This window comes from Burkholderia pulmonis (assembly GCF_984667975.1).
The window spans coordinates 786,253-804,209 of sequence record NZ_OZ480188.1 but is presented as its reverse complement, the minus strand read 5'-3'; the positions used below and the strand labels follow the sequence as shown (position 1 = coordinate 804,209).

At 68.6% G+C, this 17,957-nt stretch carries 18 protein-coding genes; 8 read left to right on the top strand and 10 right to left on the bottom strand.

Going from position 1 to position 17,957, the window contains the following annotated elements; genetic code table 11:
- The first annotated feature begins 47 nt into the window (after window positions 1-47).
- Both AC5LXK_RS35125 and AC5LXK_RS35120 read left to right on the top strand, forming a co-directional pair.
- Window positions 48-1,184, top strand: coding sequence for a porin (locus tag AC5LXK_RS35125; protein ID WP_493394232.1), 1,137 nt, complete (start codon window positions 48-50; stop codon window positions 1,182-1,184).
- 91 nt (window positions 1,185-1,275) lie between these two features.
- Entirely contained in the window at window positions 1,276-3,138 is a 1,863-nt protein-coding gene (locus tag AC5LXK_RS35120; RefSeq protein WP_493394231.1) for a tannase/feruloyl esterase family alpha/beta hydrolase, read from the top strand.
- Between the two features lie 62 nt (window positions 3,139-3,200).
- Here the strand turns inward: AC5LXK_RS35120 and AC5LXK_RS35115 are convergent, their stop codons facing one another.
- On the bottom strand, window positions 3,201-3,905 hold the full coding sequence (locus tag AC5LXK_RS35115) for a hypothetical protein (RefSeq protein WP_493394230.1): 705 nt from the start codon (window positions 3,903-3,905) through the stop codon (window positions 3,201-3,203).
- Between the two features lie 410 nt (window positions 3,906-4,315).
- Here AC5LXK_RS35115 and AC5LXK_RS35110 point away from each other — a divergent pair, with 410 nt between their 5' ends.
- Window positions 4,316-4,798: a DUF1641 domain-containing protein gene (locus AC5LXK_RS35110; RefSeq protein WP_493394229.1), complete on the top strand. Its 483-nt coding sequence runs from the start codon at window positions 4,316-4,318 to the stop codon at window positions 4,796-4,798.
- 48 nt (window positions 4,799-4,846) lie between these two features.
- Here AC5LXK_RS35110 and AC5LXK_RS35105 read toward each other — a convergent pair whose 3' ends face one another.
- Window positions 4,847-5,557, bottom strand: a complete 711-nt coding sequence (locus tag AC5LXK_RS35105) for a response regulator (RefSeq protein WP_493394228.1) — start codon at window positions 5,555-5,557, stop codon at window positions 4,847-4,849.
- Window positions 5,558-6,148: 591 nt separating this feature from the next.
- Between AC5LXK_RS35105 and AC5LXK_RS35100 the strand changes: the two genes are divergently transcribed.
- Both AC5LXK_RS35100 and AC5LXK_RS35095 read left to right on the top strand, forming a co-directional pair.
- Window positions 6,149-6,529: a hypothetical protein gene (locus AC5LXK_RS35100; protein WP_493394227.1), complete on the top strand. Its 381-nt coding sequence runs from the start codon at window positions 6,149-6,151 to the stop codon at window positions 6,527-6,529.
- A 23-nt stretch (window positions 6,530-6,552) separates the two neighbouring features.
- Window positions 6,553-6,774 carry a hypothetical protein gene (locus tag AC5LXK_RS35095; RefSeq protein ID WP_493394226.1) on the top strand — a complete coding sequence of 74 codons (222 nt, stop codon included), beginning with the start codon at window positions 6,553-6,555 and terminating at the stop codon, window positions 6,772-6,774.
- Between the two features lie 19 nt (window positions 6,775-6,793).
- Here the strand turns inward: AC5LXK_RS35095 and AC5LXK_RS35090 are convergent, their stop codons facing one another.
- From AC5LXK_RS35090 to AC5LXK_RS35065, 6 genes are read right to left on the bottom strand one after another with little or no spacing between them, the layout of a single operon-like run.
- Window positions 6,794-7,333, bottom strand: a complete 540-nt coding sequence (locus AC5LXK_RS35090) for a GNAT family N-acetyltransferase (protein WP_493394225.1) — start codon at window positions 7,331-7,333, stop codon at window positions 6,794-6,796.
- 36 nt (window positions 7,334-7,369) lie between these two features.
- Complete coding sequence (locus AC5LXK_RS35085; RefSeq protein WP_063805315.1) at window positions 7,370-8,182, bottom strand: DeoR/GlpR family DNA-binding transcription regulator; 813 nt, start codon at window positions 8,180-8,182, stop codon at window positions 7,370-7,372.
- Window positions 8,183-8,216: 34 nt separating this feature from the next.
- Window positions 8,217-9,191 carry an N-acetylglucosamine kinase gene (locus AC5LXK_RS35080; protein WP_493394224.1) on the bottom strand — a complete coding sequence of 325 codons (975 nt, stop codon included), beginning with the start codon at window positions 9,189-9,191 and terminating at the stop codon, window positions 8,217-8,219.
- Entirely contained in the window at window positions 9,188-10,369 is a 1,182-nt protein-coding gene (locus AC5LXK_RS35075) for an SIS domain-containing protein (RefSeq protein ID WP_493394223.1), read from the bottom strand. Before AC5LXK_RS35075 ends, AC5LXK_RS35080 begins: the two co-directional genes overlap by 4 nt.
- Window positions 10,370-10,391: 22 nt before the next feature.
- Complete coding sequence (locus tag AC5LXK_RS35070) at window positions 10,392-11,687, bottom strand: D-tagatose-bisphosphate aldolase, class II, non-catalytic subunit (RefSeq protein ID WP_493394222.1); 1,296 nt, start codon at window positions 11,685-11,687, stop codon at window positions 10,392-10,394.
- On the bottom strand, window positions 11,684-12,586 hold the full coding sequence (locus tag AC5LXK_RS35065; RefSeq protein WP_493394221.1) for an EamA family transporter: 903 nt from the start codon (window positions 12,584-12,586) through the stop codon (window positions 11,684-11,686). Before AC5LXK_RS35065 ends, AC5LXK_RS35070 begins: the two co-directional genes overlap by 4 nt.
- 363 nt (window positions 12,587-12,949) lie before the next feature.
- On the opposite strand from AC5LXK_RS35065, the gene AC5LXK_RS35060 reads away from it, so the two are divergent.
- The 3 genes from AC5LXK_RS35060 (at window position 12,950) to AC5LXK_RS35050 (ending at window position 17,381) form a co-directional block, all read left to right on the top strand.
- Entirely contained in the window at window positions 12,950-15,085 is a 2,136-nt protein-coding gene (locus AC5LXK_RS35060) for a glycoside hydrolase family 36 protein (RefSeq protein WP_493394220.1), read from the top strand.
- 115 nt (window positions 15,086-15,200) lie between these two features.
- Entirely contained in the window at window positions 15,201-16,079 is an 879-nt protein-coding gene (locus tag AC5LXK_RS35055; protein WP_493394219.1) for an endo alpha-1,4 polygalactosaminidase, read from the top strand.
- Between the two features lie 174 nt (window positions 16,080-16,253).
- Window positions 16,254-17,381, top strand: coding sequence for a porin (locus AC5LXK_RS35050; protein WP_493395098.1), 1,128 nt, complete (start codon window positions 16,254-16,256; stop codon window positions 17,379-17,381).
- 21 nt (window positions 17,382-17,402) lie between these two features.
- Here AC5LXK_RS35050 and AC5LXK_RS35045 read toward each other — a convergent pair whose 3' ends face one another.
- Window positions 17,403-17,624 (bottom strand): hypothetical protein, encoded by a 222-nt coding sequence (locus AC5LXK_RS35045; RefSeq protein ID WP_493394218.1) that lies wholly within the window; start codon window positions 17,622-17,624, stop codon window positions 17,403-17,405.
- A 64-nt stretch (window positions 17,625-17,688) separates the two neighbouring features.
- Window positions 17,689-17,940, bottom strand: coding sequence for an HPr family phosphocarrier protein (locus tag AC5LXK_RS35040; RefSeq protein WP_493394217.1), 252 nt, complete (start codon window positions 17,938-17,940; stop codon window positions 17,689-17,691).
- Window positions 17,941-17,957 lie beyond the last annotated feature (17 nt).

The window sequence follows — 17,957 nt, the reverse complement described above, 5'->3', positions numbered from 1 at the left end:
TACATCGAATCAACAAGACATACCCCATATCAATGTTTGGAGACGGAATGAGATTTCAGCATCTCGCAGGCGGAGCCTTGCTCGGATTCGCGACGGCCGCTTCGGCGCAAAGCAGCGTGACGCTGTACGGCGTCATCGACACCGGCGTCGAATACGTGTCGCACGCCAATGCCGACGGCAAGGGCATCGTGCGCATGCCCTCGATCACCGGCGAGTTGCCGTCGCGCTGGGGGCTGCGCGGATCGGAGGATCTCGGCGGCGGCTACAAGGCCGTGTTCGCGCTCGAGAGCGGGTTCAACGTCGGCAGCGGCACGATGGGGCAGGGCGGGCGGCTGTTCGGCCGGCAAAGCTGGGTCGGCATCGAAAGCCCGTACGGCACGCTGTCGTTCGGCCGCCAGTACACGATGACGTATTACGCGGTGCTCGATGCCGACCTGCTCGGCCCGAACATCTACGGCTTGCCGTCGCTCGACGCATACATCCCGAACGGCCGTGCCGACAATGCGGTTGCGTGGCGCGGCAAGTTTGGCGGGCTGACGGCGGGCGCGATGTATTCGTTCGGCCGCGATTCGGCCGGCACCGGCAATTCGCCGGGGCAAGGCACGTGCGCAGGCCCGACGCCCGGCGAAACGACCGTGTGCCGGCTGTGGTCCGCGATGCTCAAATACGATTCGACGTCGTTCGGCGCGGCCGCGTCGTATGAGGAGCAGCGCGGCGGCGGTGCGACGGCCGCCGCGAACTTCTTCGACGGCGTCAAGCCGATGCCGCTGACGTCGAACGGCGACAAGGACGATCGCGCGCAGCTCAACGGCTACGTCAACGCGTTCGGCGTGAAGATCGGCGGTGGCTGGATCGGCCGCTGGGTCGACACCGATTCGTCGGGCGGCCCGAACGTCCACTCGAACCTGTTCTATCTCACCGCGAACTACTACGTGACGCCCGCGTTCCTGATCGACGGCGGCATCTATCACGTCGACGTGTCGGGCCAGGATGCGCGTGCGACGCTCGGCGCGCTGCGCGGCACCTACTTCCTGTCGAAGCAGACGGCTGTCTATCTGCAAGGCGCCTACCTCGCCAACAGCGCGCATGCGGCCTTCACGGTCAGCGCCGGCGGTGGCGGCACGACGCCCGCGCCGGGGCAGAACCAGGTCGGCGTGATGGCAGGCATCCGCCACATGTTCTGAGCGAATCGCTTCGAACCTGTATCGGGCGAACCGGCGTGCGCCGGTTCGCCTTCAAGAACGAACATAACGCGAGAGAAGACGGAGGGGCAGCATGAAATCGACTATCGGCGGCAACGGCGAGCGCCGTGCATGGCGTCTGGGGGTGGTGGCGGCGACGGTGGCATCCGCGACGGGCATCCTGGCGTTATCCGGCTGTAACGACCACGACGTGGATGCAGCGGCAGGCAGCACGGCGTCCACCGCGCTGGAATGCAATGACACGATGAAAACGCGGTTCGCGCCGGACGCGAACACCACCGTGATCGCGGTGAAGGCGTTCAAGGCCGGCGATCCGCTCGTCCTGACGGCATCGGCCGCCACGCCGGCGACACCCGTCGCGGGCAGCGACCTGTGTCTCGTCAAGCTGAACGTTGGCCCGGGCAACGCGGGGCCGGCGGGCGCTCCGTCGACGTCGGCCGGCATCGGCATGGAAATCTGGCTGCCTGCGCCGGCGAACTGGAATCACCGGATCCACAACCTCGGCGGCGGCGGCTGGCAGGGCGGCGCGTACGACGACCCGACGCAGATCGCGAGCGCAGGCGGCGTGCCGGGCGCCGCGACGATCGCGGCCACCGAGGGCGCGGCGGTCGGCACGACGGATACCGGGCATGCCGTCCCGAACGGGTCGTTCGCGATGAATCCCGACGGCACGATCAACACGACGCTGTGGGGCGATTTCGCGCAGCGCAGCCTGCACGAGCTGGCGCTGAAGACGAAGGCGCTGGTCGCCGCGTACTACGCGGCGCCGCAGAAGTATGCGTACTGGGACGGCTGTTCGACGGGCGGCCGGCAGGGCTACAACGAGGTGCAGAACAACCCGTCCGATTACGACGGCTATCTGAACGGCGCGCCGGCTTTCAACTGGTCGAAGTTCATTACGGGCGAGCTTTATCCGCAGGTCGTCGCGCAAAGCGATCTCGGCGGCGTCACGCTGACCGACGCGCAGCAGTCGCTGCTGTCGGGCGCGGCCGTCAGCGCATGCGATTCGGTTGGCGGCCAGCATCTCGGCTACCTGACGGACCCGGCGCAGTGCCGCTACGATCCAACGCAGGATGCGAACGTGCTGTGCGCGGGCGTGAAGATCGGCGCGGTGACCGGCACGAACGCGACGGCCGCGTGCGTGACGGCCGCGCAGGCGACGGCGATGAACAAGACCTGGTACGGGATGACGCGCGACGGCTCGGTGCCGGCTCCGGCCACAGACATCGGCACGGGCACGTCGCTCGCGAGCAACCAGCTGTGGTTCGGGCTGATGCGCGGCACCGCGACCGGTGCGCTGGCCGGCGCGTCGCCGTTCAGCATCTCGACCGACCTGGTCGCGCTGGAACTGCAGAATCCGGCCGTCGCGGGTACCGATTTCACGAACGCGACCGGAAACGGCGCGAACAAGTGGATGAGCCTGGGCTACGCGGGCCTCGCGAATGCGTACGACCAGGGTATCGCACTGCAGCCGTCGTTCGGCAACATCAATACCGACAACCCGGACCTGTCCGGGCTGGTGAAGTCCGGTGCGAAGGTGCTGCACTATCACGGCCTGGCCGACCCGTTGATCACGCCGTCGGGCAGCATCAACTACTACGAGCGCGTGGCGAGCCGGATGGGCGGCATTCCGGCCGTACAGCAGTTCGACCGGTTGTTCCTGGTGCCGGGGATGGGCCACTGCAGCGGCTATGGCGGCGTGAACGGGACGGCGGGCCCTGCGCAAGCGGCCGGTACGGTGCCGTTGCCGCATGCCGACCGCCAGGACCTGTATGCGCAGCTGGTCAACTGGGTCGAGAACGGGAATGCGCCGACCCGCATCGAGCTGACGTCGGCGGACGGCAGCGCGAGCCAGCCCGTCTGCATGTATCCGGCGAAGGCGACGTACAACGGTTCGGGATCGATCCGGGACGCGGCGAACTATTCGTGCAGGTAACGGCGGGCGACCGGAGGCGCACGGTGGGGCAGGCCGTGTGCATCCGGTTTCGCGGCACGCAGCTATTTCGTGTCCTGCAATCCCTGCATGCTCGGCGGGGCCGTCAGGTCGACGAAGGATCCGGCGGCCAGCTGGTTGCCGCGCCAGAAGACCGGCGCGGCCACGAAGCATGACTTCAGTACGGGCCCGGCGGGCGTGAGGTCGAAAACCGCATCGCCGCAAGGCAGGCCGTCGACGATCGTGCCGGCGCTGACTTCCGCCCGGGCCCGGTCGCAACAGTTCTCGGGGATGAAGATCAGGCCGTCGATCGGTACCTTGCCGAGCAGGACGGGGTGCGGGCTGTGAATCGACTGCAGCGTGCCTTTCGGGCCCCAGCCCAGGAAGCCGCCCGATCCGTCGTAGTCGGCCTGACTCCCGGGCGGGAAGGTGACACCGAGCACCACCAGCGGTTGGGTTGTGATCTCGGGCCGGTTGGCGTACTCGTCACGCACGGAATAGATGGCGGCCATGCCGCCGACGAACAGCGCGGGCAAGCAGAAAAACAGCACGGTGCACGCAAGCCGCTTCAGCAGCGACAGCCGGCGCAGGAACCACCCGCCCACCACCAGGGTCAGCACGACCCACACCGTCGACGAGAAAGCGAACGCGGCCATTGCGATGCCGCCCAGTTCACCGGCTTCGGCGTGGCTCACCGACGGAAACAGCGCAAGCGGCAGCATCGGCATGACCAGCCGGCCGACGCGGGATCGGAGGAGTTGGTGTTGCATCGGTGGTCTCGTCACGGGACGGTGGCGGTTGTCGTTGGCGTCTTGGCGGATGCGGCGCTGTCCGCCCGCGGGCGGAAGCGGGGCGACGGGCCGGGCAGGCCGCGGGTACCGATTTCCGGCGCCAGTCATCGACGGTATTTACGGCCGGCGCGTCGACGAAGTCAAGCCGGATGAGAGTACGCTGATCGGGTCGTGTACCGACGAAGCCGGGTACGCGGGCGGTACGCGTCGACGCCGCCCGTGTCGCGTCGCAACGATGACGGGTGTCCGGATGCGGCACGCGGATTGCTGCGCGATCCGGGCGCCCGGGGCAGCCGTTGCCGGCGCCGAGGCGACGGACGAACGACATGCATCCGGCGCGCGTGGCTGCCACCCTGACAGCCGCGCAGCGTCCCATCCGGAGAAAACCGATGACCGAACGCACTTCCCCCGAGATGACGTCTCCGCACGCGGGGCCCAGCGCGCACGACGCGCTCGAACACCTGCTCGGCAGCCTGCACCAGCATGGCTTTCTGCATTTTGCGAACGAAGTCGTCAGCGCGAACGCACGGCTGGCCGACACGTTCGTCGAGGCGCTCGACAAGCCCGGAATGCAAAGCGGCATGCAGAATCTTGCGGTGCTGCTGATGGCGCTGTCGCGCATTCCGCCCGAGCAGTTCGGCAAGGCGGTGTTCGCGGCGGCCGACGCACTGCATCACGTCGGCGCGTGGCAGCCGGCGCAGCACGAACACGTTGCGCCCGGCGTACGCGGCGCATACCGGCTGCTGCACGACGAAGCGCTGTGGGATGCGCTGACGCCGTTGCTCGAGGGCCTGAAGGTGTTCGCGCAAGGCCTTGCGCGCGATCCGCAGTCGCCCGTTACCTCGGCAGGCGAGAAGACTGCCGGCGCGTGATGCGCCGCGCCCGGCGGCGAAGCCGGGCGCCATTGCCGGCGCGCTGCGTCATTCCCACGCGTGCTTGCTGAACTGATAGCCCCTGGAGCGGATGGTCTTGATCCGCTTCGGTTCGGTCGCGTCGTCGCGCAGCTTGCGGCGCAGCTTCGAGATGCGGCCGTCGATCGAACGATCGAGCCCGTCGAACGCGATGCCGCGCAGCAGCAGCGTCAGGTCTTCCCGGCTGACCACTTCGCCGGCGCGGCAGACGAGGGCCCACAGCAGGTCGAATTCGGTCGACGTCAGGCGCGGCATGCTGCCGTCGGGCAGGTGCACGCGACGATCGGCCCGGTCGATCGAGAACTTGCCGAATACGAATCGCTGCGGCGAATCCGGCACGCGTTCGCCCGACGGCGGGCGGATTCGCCGCAGCTGCGCCTTGATCCGTGCGAGCAGGATGCGCGGCTCGACCGGCTTGCGCAGAAAGTCGTCCGCGCCCAGTTCCAGGCCGAGCAGCTCGTCGAACGGCTCGTCGCGGCCCGTCACCATGATGACGACGCCGTCGTACTGCACGCGCACCTCGCGGCAAATCTCGAAGCCGTCCTTGCCCGGCAGGTTGATGTCGAGCAGCACCAGGTCGGGGCGGCTCGTGATGATCGTGGAGACGGCACCGGCGCCGTCGAACAGCGTGTCCACCTGGTAGTGATGCTTGCGCAGATAGTCGGCGATCAGCGCGGACAAAGGGGCGTCGTCTTCGACGAGCAGGATTCGGATGGGCATCGCTGAACGAGGGGGCAAAACGGGAAAGTGGCGAGCGGTCAGGCCCAGTCCGGACGCGTCATGGCTGAAGCGACGTGGATGATACTGCGCAACATTCCGACGGAATGTGATGAAATATGAATCGTTCGGTGAGCTGATCTACGGGGAAACCGCCGCCGCCGGACGGAAAGCGCATCGCAGGCGGCAGGGGGCCGCGCCCGTGGTCGAAACGGTTCAACGCGAGATCCGGCGCGGTGCCGGCGACGGTGCGCGCGCGGGTGTCGTTCAGGCGAAAACGTTTGCGGAAATGGGTTGTCGCGAATGTCGCTCGCCCGGGCGGATCTCAGGCCACACAAGGTTACTCGACATATCATTACAAAATATTACCATCATCGCCGCGTACTGCTCCCTACAATCCTCCGCACCTGACACGCGCGCACGACGCGCCGTGACTTCGTCCGTTTCCCGATTGCATCGGCTGCCGGCTTCGACGCGGCGTCGGGCCATGTCGCGCGTGTACGGCGTCGCGTGCGTGCAGGTTGGATAGGCGTCGCGCCGGCTCCAGACGGGCTGGCCGGCGGGACCGTACAACATGACCGACGGGGAGGCGAAATGACGCCGTTGCAAGTCGTCCGGAGTCTCGATGCGCTCACGCGCGCGATCGAAGTTGCGGTGGCGCAGGCCGACTGGAGCGAGGCCGTCCGCGCTGCCGAGAGACGGTCGAGGTTCGTGGTGGCGCTTGGCGCCGATCAACCGGACGAGGTCATGTCGGCGCTCAGGCGCATGCAGGCGCTCGATGTCCGGATTTCCACCGTCGCGCGCGAAACCCTTCAGGCGCTCGTCGCCGAGGGCCTGACGGCGTTGCATGAAACGCGGCAGGCGACGAGCCCGTCGAAGGCGGCGCAGCGGTCGCCCGGCGCGGATGGGGCCGCGGTGCGATGTCCGTCCCGCACGGGCATCCGGTTCGCGTCCCGTCCGGCAACACGGCACTGAAATTTGCTTTTTTGGGTGGCGGGATGAAATTTAGAAAACGCACCAGCTATGTCGATGCCACACGGTGGTTCGTCGAGGGCGACCATGACCGGGTGGAGCGCCATCAGGGCGCGTGGGCGGTCGCGACGCCGGAGGGCTGGCGCGCGGTGAAGCCGGGCGACTGGATCCTGCTCGACGCATGCGGACACTGCTGGTCGATGGACCACGCCCTCTTCGAGCGTTTCTACGAACCGGCCGTGGAGTAACGCGGCCGCATGCCGGCGCCTAGCGGCACGGGCGCGAGAACAGCAACGAATCGGCGTCGTTGAAGCGGATGGGCTGCGGTTCGCCATAACCGGCCTTCTCCGCGACGCGGATCGACGCGACGTTGGTCGGTGCGATCAGGCACACGCTGCGCTCGAATCGCTGCTGCGCATCGAGCCACGCCAGCGCGGCTGCCAGCGCCTCGGTCGCATAGCCCTTGCCGTGTGCCCACGTCGAGAGCGCCCAGCCGGCTTCCGGCACGCCGCGAATCGGCGGCGCGAGGTTGCGGTGGAAATCCGCGAAACCGAGATCGCCGACGTAGCGGCCCGTCGCCTTTTCGCGGATTGCCCAGTAACCGTAGCCGAGCAGCGGCCACAGCCCGCGATACGCGAGCATGCGCATCCACGAATCGCGCGGCGCGGACGGCTGGCCGTTGAAGATGTGCGCGACGACGTCCGGCTCGGCCCACATCGCCGCGAGTGCGTCGAAGTCGCCGAGCGGATGGCCTTCGAGCACGAGGCGCGGCGTGTCGAGTACGGGCGGGGACGAGACGGGCGGCATCGGGGTGTCCGGAAAAGGAGGGTGAACGTCGGGCGGCTAGACCGTCAGCACGTCGATGCCGCGCTGGCGCAGGTCGTCGACCACGGCCGCGTCGGCGCCCGTGTCGGTGATCAGCATGTCGAGCTGCTCGACGCTCGCGATCACCGACAGGTTGCGCTTCATCAGCTTCGACGAATCGGCCACCGCGATCACCTGGCGCGAGATCTTCAGCATCTGTGCATTGAGTTGCGCTTCGAGCAGGTGCGGCGTCATCAGGCCGATCTCGGGATCGAGGCTGTCGACGCCGAGGAACAGCCGGTCCGCGTACAGCCCCTGCAGCGCGACGACGGCCTGCGGCCCCGACAGCGAATAGGAGTTCGGCCGGAGCTGGCCGCCGGGCATGATCAGGTTGATGTGCGGCGCGGCCGCGAGCAGCACGGCCACATTCAGCGCATTCGTGATCACGTTCAGCGACTGCAGCTTCATCGTGACGATCTGCTTCGCGATTTCCTCGGTCGTGCTGCCCGAGTCGAGCAGGATCGTTTCGCCGTCGCCGATCAGCGCCGCGGCGGCCGTCGCGATCCGCACCTTCTCCGCGTGACGGAGCTTCTGCTTGACCGCGATCGGCACTTCGTCGCTTTCGCGCAGCACGAGCGCGCCGCCGTGCGTGCGCAGTACCGCGCCGGCCGCTGCGAGCGCGTTCAGGTCGCTGCGCACCGTGACGAGCGAAATGCCGAACCGCTCGGCCAGCTCCTCGACGGTGACTTTCTCCCGTTCGCGCACCAGCTCGCAGATCAGGCGGCGGCGTTCCTCGACGAGCAACGGCGCGTGATCGACGGCAGGCGGCGGAGGCACTCTGTGAGCGGGCATGTCCATTTCGGCAAGACAGGGAGCCGAAATGATATCAAAACCCCTGCCCGGGCTGGAGCGCACGCAACGCCGACGGATCGAGCGGCCGGCCCGCCAGCCGGGCCGCGTGGACGGCCGCGCCGACATGCGGGCCGAGCCGCGGCGCGGTGAGCACCGCATGCGGCACGCGGCGGGCGAGCGCATCGCGCAGCGGATCGAGCACGAGCGCGCCCGCGTTGAACACGCCGCCCGAATACGACACGGGCAGCGGCTGGCCGGCCGGCCAGTCGAGCGCGTGCGCGACACCGGCCGCGAGTTGCGCGAGTTCGTCCGCCGCGCGCTCGATCAGCGCGTGCGCGTCGGCGTCGCCCGCGCGCGCCGCGTCGATCACGAGCCGCGACAGCTGCGCGAAGCGGCTGCGCACCGCGCCCGAATTCACGGCCGCGCACAGGTCGAGATCGTGATCGAGCGAGAAGTGCGCGCGCACGATGTCGAATAGCGGCCCGCGCGCGGCGCGGCCGTCGGCCATCCGCGAGAACGCGGCAAGCCCTTCGCGGGCGAGCCAGTACGCCGAGCCCTCGTCGCCGAAGATCTCGCCCCAGCCGCCGCAGCGCGCGGCACGGCCTTCGAGCTGCCCGTACGCGATCGACCCGGTGCCGGCGACGATGCTGATGCCGTCGCCGCCGGCCAGTGTGCCGGCCCAGCTGCACACCATGTCGTTGCCGATCCGGTAGCGCGCGTGGCCGAACAGCGGCGCGAGCAGGCCGTCGAGCTCGGGCAGCAGGCGGCTGTCCTCGCCGTACGCCGGCAAGCCGGCGAATGCATACGCGATCTCGTCGTGCGCGACGTCCGCCGCGGCCAGCACCGCGTGCACGCCGTCGGCGAGCAGCGTGCGCAGCGCGTCCATGCCGATCTCGAGGTAGTAGCTGGTGGTCGTTTCATGGCGCGCACGCACGCGGCCTTGCAGGTCGATCACCATGAACGCGGTTTTCGTGCCGCCGCCGTCGATGCCGAGAAAGAGTGGAGTCATGTGGGCTGCCCCGCATACGGATGAATGGTGACGCCGGCCACGACGCGATTGACCGTGCCGGACGCGCTCGGATTGTCGGGCGTGAGCCCGAGCCGCAGCGACGCGAGCAGCGCGAAGCACTGCGCGAGGATCAGCGCGACGGGCGCGAGGGCGAGATCGGGCAGGCCGGGCGGCAGCGGCACGGTCAGGTCGTCGCCGGACGGCGGCAGCGTCCCGTCGATGCCCGCGCCGGCGGCCGGCGCGACGCCGACCGACAGTATGCCGGCCGCACGGTTTTCGCGCCGCAGTTCGCGCAGCAGGTCGAGATCGTAGCGGCGTGTATGCGGATCGCCGGACAGCAGCACGATGACGAGCGTGCGTTCGTCGAGGAACGTCTTCGGGCCGTGCCGGAAGCCGAGCGGCGATTCGGCCATCGCGACGATCAGCCCGTCGGTCAGCTCCAGCAGCTTCAGCGCGGCTTCGCGTGCGAGCCCGAGCAGCGCGCCGCTACCGAGATACACGACGCGCTCGGGCAACTGCCGCACGTGCGCGGCGATGCGCGACGCCTGTTCGCGCAGCAACGTGCGCGCGGCGTCGGCCAGCGGCCCGACCGGCATGCCGGCTACGCCGAACGTCCAGGCCGCGCCGAGCAGCATGCCGCTGAAACTGGACGTCATCGCGAACGCCTGGTCGTGCGTCGCTTCCGGCAGCAGCACCACATGCGCGCGCGGATGCGCGCCGAGGCGGCGATTCAGCAAGCCGTCGGCCGCGCACGTGAACACGAGGTGGCGGCAGTCGTCGACGAAGCGGTCCGCGAGATCGACGGCCGCGACGCTTTCGGGGCTGTTGCCGGAGCGCGCGAACGAGACCAGCAGCGTCGGCACGCCGGGCTGCAGCGTGTCGCCGGGGTTCGCGACGATGTCGGTGGTGGCCACCGCTTCGACGCGGCCGCCGAAGCGGTGCCGCAGCGCGGGCACGAGGCATTGCCCGATGAACGCCGAGCTGCCGGCGCCCGTCAGGACGATGCGCAGGCGGGGATCGGCGAGCAGCGGCGCGAGAAACGCGTCGAGCGCCGCGCGCTGCGCGTCGACGACGGCATGCACGTCGGGCCAGACGTCGGGTTGCTGGGCGATTTCGCGGGCCGTGTGGGCGGCATGGCGGCGGGTGAGGTCGGCGGGATCGAGGTCGAAGAATTCCATGAGCAGATCTGAGGAGAGTCGGTCACGCGGCACACGCGTGAAGATACGGACGGACGGCCGCGGCCGTGCCGTCTTGCAACAGGGCGCTCGCGCGCAGGTCGAGCCGGCCTTCGCGGACGGCCTCGTACTGGCGCGGCAGGTGCTGGCTGACCAGCGTGAGCGGCGGCGGCGACGCATCGAGGCGCGCGAGCAGGTCGGCGCACGCGCGCTGTACGACCGGGTGGGTCCAGTAGTAGCGGATCCGGTCGCTCAGGCTGTATGCGAGGTCGAGTTCGAGCTGCGCGCCGGCCGCGTAGTAGTCGCGCCAGTGCGCGGGTTCGCTGCGCATCACGCCGAGCACGGTCGCGATGAAGCCGTCGTCGCCGCCGAGCCATTCGCGCTCGATCGCGGCGAGCGCCCACAGCGTTTCGCGCATCGCGAAGGTCACGCCGGGGCCCACCTTCAGGATCGCGAAGTGATCGCGCGCGAGTTGCGCGAGGTTGTCGGGCGTCTGGTAATCGGTCGAATGCGCTTCGAACACGAGCGCGGGTTCGCGCTCGATGAACGCGCTCAGCGCACGCGCGCTGCCGGCGTCGTAGTCGATGACCTTGTGATGGTCGAACTCGACGCCGGGCTGCACGACCATCGCGATCACGCGCGACCAGGCTTCGTCGAGGCCGGCGCGCGCGAACGCGTCGCGATGCAGCGCGAGCGTCGAGCCGGCCGCGTCGGGCGCGGTCACCGCCAGTGTGTCGAGCGTCTCGTGCGCACCGCCCGGTACCGGCACCTCGGTGCCGATCACGTAGACGGGCGCCTCGCCGCGCGCCGAACCGGCCGCCCACGCGGCCTCGGCGGCGCGGCACAGGCGCACGGCGCGCGCGGCGATCTCGGTTTCGGGCAACGGCGACGGATCGTCCGCGCACGACATCGAGCAATCGAGATGCAGCTTGCGGAAGCCTGCCGCCACGTATTGCGCGACCATCGTCTCGGCCTTGTCCATCGCGAGCGCGGCCGGCAGCCGGCGCCATGCGTTCGGGCCGAGATGGTCGCCGCCGAGCAGGATCGCATCGGGGCTGACGCCCTCGCGTGCGGCGATGTCGAGGACGTAGCGGCGGAAGTCGTGCGGCGTCATGCCCGTGTAGCCGCCGTCCTGGTTGACCTGGTTGCAGGTCGCTTCGATCAGCGCAGGGCGCTCGCGCGCCGCGCATTCGCGCAGCGCCGCGGCGATCGCGACCGGATGCGCGGAGCACACGGACGGGATGCCGATCGCGGGTACGCCGTGCGGCGCATGACGCGGTGCCTGCTTGTGACGACGGACGAGATCGAGCAGATAGTTCATGCCGATTCCCCCGCCGCCTGGGTCGCAGCCGCGCCTTCCGGCTGCAGCGCGAGCAGCAGCGCGGCCAGCAGCGCCAGCGCGATGCCCGTCAGCTTGCTGCCGGTGGGCGTCGTGCCGGTGACGGCCAGCGAGATCACCGACGTCAGCAGCGGCGCGCCCGCGTTGACGAGCGGCGACACGACGATCGCCTTGCCGAACCGGAACGCATACACGAGCGTCAGCGCGCCGATCGCATTCAGCACCTGGATCACGGCCGCGAGGCCCGGGCCGTTGAGCCCGTAGTTGATCGTGTGGCCGAAGTCGGTCATCCACAGCGCGAACGGCACGCAGAGCAGGCCCGTCAGCGCCATGTAGAAGAAGATCGATTCCGCGTCCATCGTCGCGTTCGCGATCTTGATGAAATACGCCTGCAGCCCCCATGCGACGAGCACCAGCAGCGCGAGCGCGAACCACAGCCCAAACCGGGCGGGCCCCTGGCCCGACTGGAAATCGAACAGCGGCAGCGAGCACAGCGCGAGCAGGATGCCGGCCACGCCAAGCTTGCCCGTGCGTTCGCGCAACAGCAGGAACGACAGCGCGATCGTCAGCGCCGGCGACAGCGACACGATCGGGAACACGAGATACGGCGGCCCCGATTCGACCGCGCGGAACAGCAGCATCTGCCCGCCCGCGCCGAGCAGCCCGATGGCGAGCCCGAGCGCGAGCGACCGGCGGTCGTGCCGCACGCGCCACCCGGCGCGTCCGAGTGCGACCAGCGCGGGCGGAATCATCGTGAACGCCCAGACCACGTAGATCAGCGTATCGGGGAAGCCCTGCTCGGCGGGCAAGCCGGTGAATGCGCCCCACACACCCCACAGCAGGGTCGTGACGAGCGCGTGAACGAGCCAGTTGTTTTGCATCGGTCCAGTCTTTCGAAGTGGGTTCAAATCCGTCGAATGCTTTCGTTTTGTGCCGTATGAGCCAAAACCGGAGGCGTTCGGCGGGCCGTTCCGACGACGTGTCACGGAAAAATATCAGAATCACGCGTCGTGAGCCGCCAATCTACGAACTTTCGATTTCTTTCGTTATTAGTGTAAACCACAAACGAAAGAAATCGAAAGATGAACTAGATTGCCGATCTGCGCGAGGCGGATGCGTCGGCGCAGGGCCCTTCTTCACGAGGAATTCCGTATGAACGCTTGCTTTTCCTTTCGATTTTCCGGGCCTGTCCGGCTTGCCGGCAGGCCGGCGCGGCGTGTGCCGCTTCGTCGCGAGGTGCGCCAATGACCACCCGGCGCGCATTCGTGCAGTGGCTGGCGGCCGGCGCGGCGAGCCCGATCCTGGTCGGCGTCGGCGTGCGCGACGCCCACGGCGGCGAGCCGCAGCGCGTCGCACTGCGTGACGACCGGCTCTTGATCGAGTTCGACCCGGCGATGCGCAGCCGGCTGGCCGTGCGCCGCGATGGCGGCACGCGTGCGCTGACCCGGTTCGATGCGAGCGAAACGCTCGAGCAACTGATCGGTCCCGCGCCGGCGCCGACCTCGGACGGCCCCGCGCCCGATACGCGGCCGGTGCGCGCGATCGATCGCTTCGCGCTCGTCGACGCCGCGCATGCCGACGTCTCGACCGTGTTCGGCGCAGGGCGACAGCTGCGGCTGGTCGGGCGTTCGGCGAACGGTTTCGAGAAGACGGTGCGCGTCACGCTGCTCGAAGCGCGGCCGGGCGTCGCGCTGATCGACACGCAGTTCCGCAACGTCGGCCCGCAGGCGGCCGACATCCGCGCATGGAATGTCGGCGCGCACCGGCTGCTGCCGGCCGCCGCCGGCGCGGGCGGCTACTGGACCTATTCGGGCGCGAGCCATGCGGACCGGCGCGACTGGGTGCAGCCGGTGAAGGCCGGCTTCGACCAGCGCAATTTCATGGGCATGAACGCATCGGACTACGGCGGCGGCACGCCGGTCGTCGACGTGTGGCGGCGCGACCAGGGCATCGCGCTCGGTCATCTCGACACCGTGCCGCGGCTGGTGTCGCTGCCGGTGAAGGCGGTGCGCAACGAGGTCGCGCTCGGCCTGCGCGGCGAGAAGACGGTCACGCTCGCGCCGGGCGCGACGCTCGACACGCCGACCGCGTTCGTGATGCTGCACGACGGCGACTATTTCGTCGCGCTCGACACGTACCGGCAGATGATGGGTACGCAGGGCTTCCATTCGCCGCAGCCGCCGGCAAGCGCATACGAGCCGATCTGGTGCGCGTGGGGCTACGAGCGCCAGTTCAGCGTCGACTACGTGCGCGCCACGTTGCCGAAAGTGCGTGAACTCGGCTTCAAGTGGGCCGTGCTCGACGACGGCTGGCAACGGCGGACCGGCGACTGGGTGCCCGATCGCGCGAAATTCCCGGCCGGCGACGCGGACATGAAGGCGCTCGTCGACGACATCCATGCGAGCGGGCAGAAGGCGCGGCTCTGGATCGCGCCGCTCGCGGTCGCGCCGGGCAGCGACGAGCTGCACGACCACACCGACATGCTGCTGCTCGACGCGGACGGCGCGCCGCAGGCGATCACGTGGTGGAACAGCTTCTACCTGTGCCCGGCCTACGAGAAGACGCAGGCGCATGTCGCCGCGCTCGTGAAGAAGGTGATCGGCGAGTGGGGCTTCGACGGGATGAAGATCGACGGCCAGCACCTGAACGGTGTCGCGCCGTGCTACAACCCCGCGCACCGCCATGCGCGGCCCGACGAGTCGGTCGAGCATCTCGCGGATTTCTACCGCACCTTCTACGACGCCGCGCACGCGGTCAAGCCGGACGCGGTGGTCGAAGTGTGCCCGTGCGGCACCGCGTACGCGTTCCACAACATGCGCTACATCGACCAGGCGCCCGCGTCCGATCCGCTGTCGAGCTGGCAGGTGCGCCACAAGGGCAAGACGCTGAAGGCGTTGATGGGCGCGTCGTCCGCGTATGCGGGCGACCACGTCGAACTGAGCGACGGCGGCCGCGATTTCGCGTCGGCGGTGGGCGTCGGCGCCGTGATCTCGACGAAGTTCACGTGGCCCGTCGATCCGAAGCCGAAGGATTCGTTCCTGCTGACGCCCGAGCACGAGCAGGCATGGCGGCACTGGGTCGAGGTCTACGACGCGCACCGGCTCGCCGAGGGCCGCTACCGCGGCGAGCTGTACGACATCGCGTTCGACAAGCCCGAGGCGCACGTCGTGGAAAAGGACGGCGTGCTGCATTACGCGTTCTATGCCGACCGCTGGAGCGGCCCGGTCGCGCTGCGCGGCCTGCAGCCCGGCCGGTCGTACCGGATCGTCGATTACGCGAACGGCCATCGCGAGGTCGGCCGCATCGCGCCCGGGCGCGACGCGATCCCGTTGCGCTTCGAGCATGCGGCGCTGCTGCGCGCCGAGCCGCTCGACGCGTGAGTGTCACCCGGCATCACCGCGTATCACCGCCCGGCAGCCTGCATCGCCGGGCCACCGGCAGTTCCGCAACGCGCAGTTCCTTCGTCAATCCGATCCCTCCACTGGAGATGCTTCGATGAAAAAGACCGTACGCAACCTTTCCTGTGTCGCGGCGCTCGCGCTGTGTGCATCGATCCTGCAGGCCTGCGGCGACGGGTCGTCCGACCCGCTGTCGGCCCAGGCCTTTGCCGCACCGTTGCCGGCCGCGGCGCCCGCGCGCGCGGCGTCGCACTGGACACCCGCCGCGTCCGATACGTGGCAATGGCAGCTCAAGGGCAAGCTCAATACGTCGTACAACGTCGCGATCTACGACATCGACCTGTTCGATACCGATCCGGCGACGATCGCGGCGCTCAAGCAGGCGGGGCGCAAGGTCGTCTGCTATTTCTCGGCGGGGAGTTCGGAGAACTGGCGGCCCGATTTCTCGAAGTTCAAGGAATCCGACCAGGGCAACAAGCTCGACGACTGGGAAGGCGAGCGCTGGCTCGACATCCGCTCGGGCAACGTGCGCGACATCATGACGGCGCGCCTCGATCGTGCGGTGGCGAAAGGGTGCGACGGTGTCGAGCCCGACAACGTCGACGGTTACGCCAACGACACCGGCTTCCCGCTGCAGGACACCGATCAGTATGCGTTCAACGTGTTCATCGCGAACGAGGCGCACAAGCGCAACCTGGCGGTCGGGCTGAAGAACGATGTCGATCAGCTCGCGGCGCTCGAGCCGTCGTTCGATTTCGCGGTGAACGAGGAATGCAACGAGCAGAAGGAGTGCCCGGGCTACCAGGTGTTCACGTCGAAGAACAAGCCGGTGCTGAACGCCGAGTACGCAGGCAAATACCGCACGCAAAGCGGGCAGCGCGCACTGTGCGATGCGGCGCGCGCGCTCAACATGCGCACGCTCGTGCTGGCGAAGAAGCTCGACGACAGTTACCGGTTCAGCTGCGACGCATCCTGATCGAGCCGCGCCCGTCGTAACGGGCGCACCTGTGTGACCGATGCTCGCGCGCACACGCCACGTGCCCAGGCGTGTGCGCCGCGAGCGTCGCGATGCCGCGATCCGGCGCAGCGTACGGCCGATGTCGCGCCCGCATCCGGTCAAATAGATTCGTAGTACTTAATCATGATCACGATGAAAAATTGCATGCTGATTGCAGGCGCTGCCGTCGCGGCCACGCTTTCCGTCGCCGCGCGCGCGGAAAGTTCGGTCACGCTGTACGGCACGATCGATACGGGGATGGCTTACCTGAACCACGCGGAAGGGGGGAAGTCGCGCGTGTCGATGTCGTCGGGCGCGCTGTCGTCGAACGAATGGGGATTGACCGGCAGCGAGGATCTCGGCGGCGGGATGAACGCGATCTTCACGCTCGAGAACAATTTCGACGTCGCGACCGGCCAGCTCGACGAAGGGCGGCTGTTCGGTGCGAAAGCGTTCGTCGGTATCGCATCCGACCGGTGGGGCAAGCTGACGCTCGGCCGGCAGAACGATCCCGTGACGGATCTCGTGCAGCCGATCACGGCCGACTCGTTCAGCGGGCTCTTCGCGCCGCCCGGCGACGTCGACAACTACGACAGCAGCGTGACGTTCAGCAACGCGGTCAAGTGGACGAGTGCGACGTGGCGCGGCGTGACGGTCGCGGCGATGGTCTCGCCGGGCGGCGTGGCCGGCGCGTCGGGGTCGGGCCTCGTGTATGCCGGTGCGGTCGGTTATGCCGACGGTCCGCTGAGCGCCGCGGCCGGCTATCTGCACGTCGACAACGGCAATGCGATTCGCTCGACACGCGGCGTGTCGTCGGCCGATGGGTTCTTCAAAAGCGCCGCCAGTCGCGCGTATGCGTCGGCCCGTTCGATCCGGATCGCGCGCGCCGGTGCGCAATATGCGATCGGCGACGTGACGATCGGCGCGGCGTTCAGCCTCAGCCAGTATCTTCCCGATGCGTCGTCGACGTTCGTGCGGTCGGAGCGCTACCGGAACGGTTCCGCATTCGCGCAATGGCAGGCGCTGCCTTCGTTGCTGGCCATCGTCGGCTACAACTTCACATGGTCGGACGGCGATTCGTCCGCGCGCTATCACCAGGTCAACGTCGGCGTCGACTATCTGCTGAGCAAGCGCACCGATCTCTATACGACCGTCGGCTATCAGCATGCCGACGGCTTCAACGGGAACGGGGCGGCCCAGGCCGTGATCGGGTCGTACAACGTCGATGCCGGTACGAATTCGCAACTGCTCGCGATCGTCGGCATCCGGCACCGGTTCTGAGCCCGGCGGGCCGCCTGTGTGTTACTTCCGGCTTTTCAGGAAGGTGCGCCCCTCGGCCGTGATCGACGCACCGGAGCGGCCGTGCGCGGGATGGCTGACGAACCCTGCGCTGACGAGTTCGCGCGCGATCGACCAGCCGAGCGCCGGCGCATCGCGGCCGTAGCGAACGTCGGCGAGGCGTTCGAGCGCCCAGATGGCGGAGGCCGACAGGTTGGGGGTGTTGGACGTCAGATTGTCGTTCATCGCTTCCTCGGAAATGGCGTTTCGGGATGGACGGCGCGAGGCCGCGGGATCGGCGGCGCAGGCGTCAACCTGCTTGCAACAACGGCAGCAGCGCCTGAAGCGCCGCTTCCTCGTCGGGGCCGGTGGCGAGCACCTGGGCCGACGTGCCGCCGTGTACCTGCAGCGACGCGATCGCGCCGCTGTCTTTTGCGTTGCTGCTGTGCCCGTTCGCGATCAGCTGGATGTCGCTGTCGAAACGGCGTGCCGCGTCGACGGTCGCGTCGCGCGCGGTGCGGCCGCGATTGCGGTTCCAGGCGGGGCCGATTTGAACGTACACAACGGTTGCCACGATGC

What these genes read in the sequence shown, in the direction of transcription:
- AC5LXK_RS35125 (WP_493394232.1), top strand. Translation starts at nt 48, where the DNA reads ATGAGATTTCAGCATCTCGCAGGCGGAGCCTTGCTCGGATTCGCGACG.
- AC5LXK_RS35120 (WP_493394231.1), top strand. Translation starts at nt 1,276, where the DNA reads ATGAAATCGACTATCGGCGGCAACGGCGAGCGCCGTGCATGGCGTCTG.
- AC5LXK_RS35115 (WP_493394230.1), bottom strand. Translation starts at nt 3,905, where the DNA reads ATGCAACACCAACTCCTCCGATCCCGCGTCGGCCGGCTGGTCATGCCG.
- AC5LXK_RS35110 (WP_493394229.1), top strand. Translation starts at nt 4,316, where the DNA reads ATGACCGAACGCACTTCCCCCGAGATGACGTCTCCGCACGCGGGGCCC.
- AC5LXK_RS35105 (WP_493394228.1), bottom strand. Translation starts at nt 5,557, where the DNA reads ATGCCCATCCGAATCCTGCTCGTCGAAGACGACGCCCCTTTGTCCGCG.
- AC5LXK_RS35100 (WP_493394227.1), top strand. Translation starts at nt 6,149, where the DNA reads ATGACGCCGTTGCAAGTCGTCCGGAGTCTCGATGCGCTCACGCGCGCG.
- AC5LXK_RS35095 (WP_493394226.1), top strand. Translation starts at nt 6,553, where the DNA reads ATGAAATTTAGAAAACGCACCAGCTATGTCGATGCCACACGGTGGTTC.
- AC5LXK_RS35090 (WP_493394225.1), bottom strand. Translation starts at nt 7,333, where the DNA reads ATGCCGCCCGTCTCGTCCCCGCCCGTACTCGACACGCCGCGCCTCGTG.
- AC5LXK_RS35085 (WP_063805315.1), bottom strand. Translation starts at nt 8,182, where the DNA reads ATGCCCGCTCACAGAGTGCCTCCGCCGCCTGCCGTCGATCACGCGCCG.
- AC5LXK_RS35080 (WP_493394224.1), bottom strand. Translation starts at nt 9,191, where the DNA reads ATGACTCCACTCTTTCTCGGCATCGACGGCGGCGGCACGAAAACCGCG.
- AC5LXK_RS35075 (WP_493394223.1), bottom strand. Translation starts at nt 10,369, where the DNA reads ATGGAATTCTTCGACCTCGATCCCGCCGACCTCACCCGCCGCCATGCC.
- AC5LXK_RS35070 (WP_493394222.1), bottom strand. Translation starts at nt 11,687, where the DNA reads ATGAACTATCTGCTCGATCTCGTCCGTCGTCACAAGCAGGCACCGCGT.
- AC5LXK_RS35065 (WP_493394221.1), bottom strand. Translation starts at nt 12,586, where the DNA reads ATGCAAAACAACTGGCTCGTTCACGCGCTCGTCACGACCCTGCTGTGG.
- AC5LXK_RS35060 (WP_493394220.1), top strand. Translation starts at nt 12,950, where the DNA reads ATGACCACCCGGCGCGCATTCGTGCAGTGGCTGGCGGCCGGCGCGGCG.
- AC5LXK_RS35055 (WP_493394219.1), top strand. Translation starts at nt 15,201, where the DNA reads ATGAAAAAGACCGTACGCAACCTTTCCTGTGTCGCGGCGCTCGCGCTG.
- AC5LXK_RS35050 (WP_493395098.1), top strand. Translation starts at nt 16,254, where the DNA reads ATGAAAAATTGCATGCTGATTGCAGGCGCTGCCGTCGCGGCCACGCTT.
- AC5LXK_RS35045 (WP_493394218.1), bottom strand. Translation starts at nt 17,624, where the DNA reads ATGAACGACAATCTGACGTCCAACACCCCCAACCTGTCGGCCTCCGCC.